4 protein-coding genes are annotated in these 7,431 nt (G+C 29.7%); 1 reads left to right on the forward strand and 3 read right to left on the reverse strand.

What is annotated here, in order from left to right:
- The coding region (locus ACKI5C_RS10605) for an acetylornithine transaminase (RefSeq protein WP_407433083.1) at window positions 1–971 on the reverse strand (971 nt) is incomplete at its 3' end.
- A 77-nt stretch (window positions 972–1,048) separates the two neighbouring features.
- On the opposite strand from ACKI5C_RS10605, the gene ACKI5C_RS10610 reads away from it, so the two are divergent.
- Window positions 1,049–1,480 (forward strand): peptidylprolyl isomerase, encoded by a 432-nt coding sequence (locus ACKI5C_RS10610; protein WP_407433084.1) that lies wholly within the window; start codon window positions 1,049–1,051, stop codon window positions 1,478–1,480.
- A gap of 104 nt (window positions 1,481–1,584) precedes the next feature.
- On the opposite strand, the gene ACKI5C_RS10615 is transcribed toward ACKI5C_RS10610, so the two are convergent.
- Window positions 1,585–6,867 carry a hypothetical protein gene (locus ACKI5C_RS10615; protein ID WP_407433085.1) on the reverse strand — a complete coding sequence of 1,761 codons (5,283 nt, stop codon included), beginning with the start codon at window positions 6,865–6,867 and terminating at the stop codon, window positions 1,585–1,587.
- Window positions 6,868–6,922: 55 nt separating this feature from the next.
- A partial coding sequence (locus ACKI5C_RS10620; RefSeq protein ID WP_407433086.1) for a carboxypeptidase-like regulatory domain-containing protein occupies window positions 6,923–7,431 on the reverse strand: 509 nt, incomplete at its 5' end.

A 7,431-nucleotide genomic window follows, 5' to 3' on the forward strand; every position in this document is an offset into this window, starting at 1 on the left:
TCAGCAATGATTTCTTTATCTAATTTTTTAAGTTCTTCGATAAAGTAGTTTCCAACTTCATTAACATTATCTAAAATCTTTTCTTCATCAAAAGCATCTAAAATTGCATTTGCGGCTGCACAAACTAAAGGACCTCCACCAAATGTGGTTCCATGATCACCAGGTACAAAAGCACTAGCTACTTTTTCAGTTGCAAGAATTCCTCCCATTGGAACTCCTCCACCTATCCCTTTAGCCATTGTCATTATATCCGGTTTTACATCAAATAATTCGTGAGCAAATAATGTTCCACATCTTCCAAAACCTGTTTGTACTTCATCTACAATAAATACAATACCTTTTTCACTGCAGATTTTTTCAATTTCCTTTAAATATTCCATATCAGGAATATTAATTCCACCTTCACCTTGGATAGGTTCAACAATAATAGCTGCGGTATTTTCTGTAATTGCTTCTTTTAAAGCATCAATGTTATTGTACTCTACATTAATAAATCCTTTTGGTAAAATTGCTTTAAATGGTTCCTGATAATCAGCATGGCCAGTAGCAGCAAGAGTCATTGAAGTTCTTCCATGGAAAGATTCAATTGTTGATATAACTTCACTTTTACCAGTGTATTTAATAGCTAATTTGATAGCACCTTCATTTGCTTCAGCACCACTGTTTGCATAAAATATTCTATCAAAGCTGGTTAATTCAATTAATTTTTTAGCATAGACTAATGCAGGTTCATTATAATAAATGCTTGAAACGTGAATGAGTTTTTCTGCTTGATCTTGAATTGCTTTGACTAGTTTTGGATGATTGTGACCTAAAGCATTAACTGCAATACCTGCAAACATATCTAAATATTCATTTCCATCAATATCTGTAACTTTAACACCTTCACCATGGTCTAAGACAATTGGTTGTCTGGTGAATGTATTAATAAAATAATCATCTTCAATTTTTATTAGTTCTTGAGTATTCATATTATTTTCCCCAAAAATATTTACAAGTAATACTTATATTAATAATGATATTTATATATTAATAAACAGGTGATTAAATGAAAGTCGCAATAATTGAAACTGATAAAGGAGTAATCGAATTAGAATTATTTCCAAATGAAGCTCCAGGTACTGTAGCTAATTTCGAAAAATTAGCTAAAGAAGGATTCTATGATGGATTAACCTTCCACAGAGTAATACCAGACTTTGTAATTCAAGGAGGTTGTCCTAACGGAAACGGAACTGGTGGACCAGGTTACACCATTAAATGTGAAACTGAAGGAAACCCACACAAGCATGGTACCGGTGCATTATCCATGGCACATGCAGGAAAAGACACTGGTGGAAGCCAATTCTTTATTACCCATTCCCCACAACCTCACTTAGACGGAGTGCATACTGTATTCGGCCAAGTAATCAAAGGCCAAGATGTAGTTAATGCAATCCAACAAGGGGACAAAATGAATAAAGTATATATCGAAGAAAGATAGTTAATTTACTATCTTTTACACTTATTTTTATAGTAAAAATTTTTAAAAAATAAAAAAAGAATAGAGAAAATGAATTCCCTATTTTTGTTCGACCATTATTTTTTCTATTCAATAATAACATCTTTAACCATTTCAAGAGCCTTTTCAACAATCTTATCGAAAATCAATTCAACAGCCATTTTTCCAACTTCTTCTGGAGATAAACGATGATTGTCTACCGGACGAACAGAATTTTCAATAACATGTGCTAATTGCTCACCCAAAGCAACAGCACCAACACCATCGTTAATACCACTTAAAAGCCTTGTAGCAAACTGATTATAATCATGCTGATCGACTGAATATGTTATTGCATTAAGCAAACCGCCGCCACTACCAACAATAGCACCTACAAGCATATTGATATAATGGGCAGCCTGAATTCCGGCATATGAAATTCCAGCACTAATTCCAATAGTAACAACAGTAACTCCCAACGTAATACCCGTCTCGATTAAATCCTGTTGCCATGCTGCTCTTGGAAAATGATCTACAACACTAGGATATGATTTAACTGACAGTATAGATGCTGATGTTTTTTCATTATAAATATCTACGTTACTATTACTCTTATAACCCCTATTACCAGTGAAATTAGTTTTAATAACCTTTAAAGTTGCCATATTATATATTGCACCAGCATATTTAGCATAGTTTCCAGAGAATGCAGAATTATAAATTGTGATGGTACCGTTATTAACAATAGCTCCACCATAATCATTTTTAACTCTATAATCCGCCTTATTATTATTTAAATAGGAATTGAATATATTAACAGATCCCTTGTTTTCAATTGCAATATTAAATCCTTGAATTGTTAGATTATTAATGAATACAGAAGAACGTGATTTTGTTACTAAAAATTGAGTTTCATCACTATCCTCCTGATTTTGAACAAATATCTTTGCACCGTTACCATTTAGAATCAAATTACCATAATCAAAATCCAATAGTATTTTTGAATTAGATATTACATTATAATCCTTTTTCATAAATGAAACATTAATAACATCATACTCTTGGTTCTTTTTAAGAAGGTTAGATAATCTATATAATGCTGCCAAATCATCCACAACCAGATTATAAATAGTTTCATTAAGACTATTTCTATATAATACTAATCCACCATTTTTTGAAATAATATTGGATTTAGTAAGCCCATTACATTTAATTACTTTGACTAAAGCATTATTATCCAAATATATTGGATTATCATCATTATTATACCATACTAGATTAGATAATCTAGTATTGCCACTGAATGAACAATTGTAAAACTGAGCAACTGATGAAACACCTTTACCATAATATGCACCACCGTATGAAGCTCGGTTGTTGGTAAATGTTGTATTATAAACATATACTGAGTCATAATTTCTTATTGCTCCACCGAATTCAGTTTCAGCATTTTGATAGAAATAATGTATTCTATTTTCTTTAAATGTACAGTTAATAATGATTAATTTACCATAATTAAGAATAGCATTATTAAAACCAGATATGGTTAAATTTATTAATGTTAATGAACCATATTTTGGAACAAAAGCGAAATGGTTGTCTTTATTGTCAGAACTTCCAGATAATTTAATTTCAGCTCCATGACCATTGATAACAATAGACCTGCTTCCCACATCAAACAAAAATTGATGGTGAACATATGAATTATCTTTCTTACCTGCATCTGTCCACATAGTTCCTAAAGAATTGTAAGTACGGAAATCCTTCCTGGAAGATGCAACACTATTATAATCAGATAAAGAAATATCATATTTTTTATTTTGTAAATCAAATATAAATGAAGTAGAATTTAACTTGTAAATATTTGACCTATAATCTTTTGCTAACTTTAATACATCATTGTAATTATGTGTACTGGTTATATTTCTATTGAATGAGGAATAAGGTCTATAATCCAGACATGAGCCTAATTCAAAATTATTGTTTGTATCTTTAACCAGTCTGTTGAAATTATCCTCATTTTTATCATAAAGAACTACCATACTGCCGTCAACAGCATGAATAGTATCATAATCAGTTTTAAAATTACATAAAACAAAGTTTGTTATAGAGCTTGGCTCTGCATATAAAACAGATGCTTCCAAATCCTTTTCATAATGATAAATAGATACTCCATGCTTATTTTCATTATGGTCAAAAACACAATTAACGAAAGTAGCTGTATTTTTATTATAAATAACAGTACCCCTAGTTGAAGTGGACCAGAATGATGCATCATTTTTGACAAAATTAACATTATTACAGTATACATCACCATTATTTACAAAAACACGTTTAAAACGTGTGAAAGTAAGATCATTAACGGAAATTTTAGTACCCTTTTCTAAAGTAATAAATCCATTTTTATAATTATCATCAATAGTAGCACCATTACCATTAATATAGAGGGCACCATGAGTTAAATGAATATAATAACTCCATTCTTGATCTTTATAAAAACCATTAGAAAGCTTATATGTATTTTTTTTAAGATTAATTATTATAATGTCTGCTTTGAAATCATTACCTGATATTTTTTTAAGAACCTTTTCAAATTCATTATTATTTGAAACGGTTACGTTATAAATAATACTGGTTTCAGCATTAGGGAAAATATAACGATATAAATTTTCACCAATAACACTATAAATAGTATTATTATTTTTCTTAAAAGTTTCATTGTTATATATAGGTATTAAAGAACCATAACTAGTTTTATTTAATTTTGCAGAAGTTTGAGAGTATTTATTAAGTACTTTAATTTTAATAGTGTATACTACCTTGTCATTATGCAAAACATCAACAGAATAATCCCCAGGTTTTACATTTAAAATACAAAATGCAACATCATCAGTAACATTTCCTACAAACAAATAATTTCCAACTTTAAATTTAACAGAACCATTTTTTAATTTTTCTGAATTGAATTTAACCGCAAAAATATCACTAATATTATAAATAGCATTTCTTGATAATACATTAATCTTATTGGTAAAAGATTCACCAGTGACTTTATTAATAGATTTTACAGTGTAAATACCAGGCTGCAAATTGCTTAAAGAAGTTAATTCTGCAATACCATTATTGGAAACTTTAACCTTATATTCAACTTTATTAATTTCAAAAGCAACTTCAGTGTCTTTTTTTAGATAATTACCTGAAGAATCTTTAAATACAGCTGCAAAAGTTTTGTTATCACCTTGTACTTTAACCATATCTTTTCCATAAACAGTAATTTTACCAATAGGTACATCACAATTTAAATTTTGAGAATCAACGGTGACAGTGATTTTATGAGTACCCTCTTCATTAGGAACATAAATAATTTCTAATGAATTACCAACAACATTTTTATTTATAAAATTACCTTTTTTATTAGAAGAAAATTTAACTGTATTAAATTCATAATTAGCAATAGGTGAAGTGAAAGTAATTTTTATGGAAGTACTAACTCCAACATAACCTTTTGATTCACCAGAAATGCTAACCTTATTTGGACTGCTGTCAGAATGTCTTTGATTTTTACCAATAGTATGATATTCAATTAATTTATCATTATCAAAGGATGGAGAATTAGTGCCCCACCAATTTTGTTTAATTGAAGAATAAGAACCACTATTGAAGACATCTTTTCCTTGGCCAGATGCATCATTAGCTAAAAATACATTATTATTTATAGTTAATGAAGTTGATTTTGAATCAGTATAAATTGCGCCTCCACGACCATCAGTAGCCTTATTAGAATTGAAATATGTGTTTGTGACTGACATTGTGCATTTATTATTGACATAAACTGCACCACCTTCTTTAGCACGATTAGATATGAATACAGAATTTTTAATGCTGTCCAATGTGCTTGTATATATTGCACCACCTAAATTTTCAGCCCAATTACCGATAAAAGTACAGTTATCAACAGTAAGTTTATTAGAACATTTAATTGCTCCGCCATAACGTTTTTCCTTACCACCATTAGCATAATTATCTTTAAATAATGAATTAATCAATATGATATTGGTTGATCCACTATCACTATAAATAGCCCCACCATCTCCAGCAGTGGCTGAATTAGCTATAAATGTAGTATTAATGAAAGATACATCACCGGATTTTTTATTTATGTAAATAGCCCCACCAAAATCACTGGTGACCTTATTTCCATTAAAATTAATATTATATACATTACTGGAAATATAGTCTGTGTATACAGCACCACCGTGGTCATTAGCAGAATTATTTGTGAAAAATACGTCATTTCCAAATTGAATATAAGAAGTAGAAATTGCTCCACCTTTAGCCTTTGCAGTATTTCTTAAAAAAGTAGAAGTTTCAATATGTGTCCATTTAGAGGAAAAAACAGCTCCTCCCTCAATTTGTCTAGCAGCATTATCCACGAAAGTTGAAGTTGAAATAACTGCATTGGAACTGTCGACATAAATAGCTCCTCCTGAGCCGAAAGCAATATTTTTATTAAAAGAAGAATTTTTAACTATCACATCACCACGTGAAAAAAGTGCTCCACCGTTATCTGCAGAATTATTTGAAAACAAACAATTTTCCACATATATTCCTTTTTTAGAAGATACTGCACCACCATATACTGTAAGCCTTTTTTCCTCTTTAAATGCATCATTAGATATGAATTTTGTGTTGATTAAATCAACATAGCCGTCACAAGATATTGCACCACCATCCAAATAAGCCTTATTTTTTTCAAAATAAGAATTTTCAACTACTAAATTTCCTCTAGAGTAAACTGCACCGCCTTCATTCAGGAAAATTTTATTATTGATGAATTTAGAATTTTTAATAGTGAGATCATTATCTTTTGCACCATTATAAATCGCTCCACCAAAATATGATGCTGAATTATCAATAAATGTACAGTTATTGATTGTATATTGGGCAGAATCTGTAATATAGATTGTTCCATATTGACCAAACTTATTATTTTTTATTATTAAGTTTTCTAAAGTAATCATTCCACTTGTTGATTTGAATAGAAAAGTGTTTTTTAAATTTGCACAATCAATTGTATGGCCTTGTCCATTAATAGTTAAACTTTTATCAATAGATATTCCTGAATCTGAAGCAAGAGAATAGTCCTGATTTAATTTTATAACAGACCCCTCTGAAGCCTTATCAATTTGGTCTTTAAGCTGACTGAATGAACCTGAAGCCAAACTTATATTATCCTCATTTGAATTATAGGATTGAATATTATCATTTGAAATAGTTACAAAATCATTGTCCGGTGATTGAGTGTCATTTAACTCAATAGCACCAACACTGGAAACTGAACATAAAACAAATAATATTAGTAATCCCATTAAAATATTTTTTATTTTCATTTTTACATCCCATTTTAATTATAATTATTATACGTCTTTTTATTTAACGACCCCATTAACCTGAAATAGTAATTTTATTAGCAATACTTAAGCTGTTATAACTTGAAGTGATTATATATTGTCCTGGCATTAAATTAATGTTTAAACGGGCAATACCGTTACCATCGCTAACACGAGTATATAATACGCCATTAATATTTAAATTAACACTAGCGTTAGCCAATGCCTTACCTGTACCATCCAATACTTTAACTTCAAACTTAGATCCATCACGATACTTCATTGATAAATCTTTAGCCACCAAAGTAGGCAATACCTTAATCTTATTTGAAACTTTTAACCCATTATACTCCGCAGTAATAATATAATCCCCAGGATTAAGATTGATATTTAATTTAACATATCCTGAAGCATTAGTTAAGCGTGTATAAAATACTCCATTAATATTGAATGACACACTAACATTAGCGCCGGCAGGATTACCTTCATTATCCAAAATCCTAATATAATACTGAGAATTATTTTTATAATATTTAACCAAATCATTATTCTCAACTATAGAAG

The sequence above is a fragment of the Methanobrevibacter sp. genome (assembly GCF_045646045.1).
Taxonomy (GTDB): Archaea; Methanobacteriota; Methanobacteria; order Methanobacteriales; family Methanobacteriaceae; genus Methanocatella.

Coding starts and splice junctions, on each gene's coding strand:
- ACKI5C_RS10610 (WP_407433084.1), top strand. CDS start 1,049: ATGAAAGTCGCAATAATTGAAACTGATAAAGGAGTAATCGAATTAGAA.
- ACKI5C_RS10615 (WP_407433085.1), bottom strand. CDS start 6,867: ATGAAAATAAAAAATATTTTAATGGGATTACTAATATTATTTGTTTTA.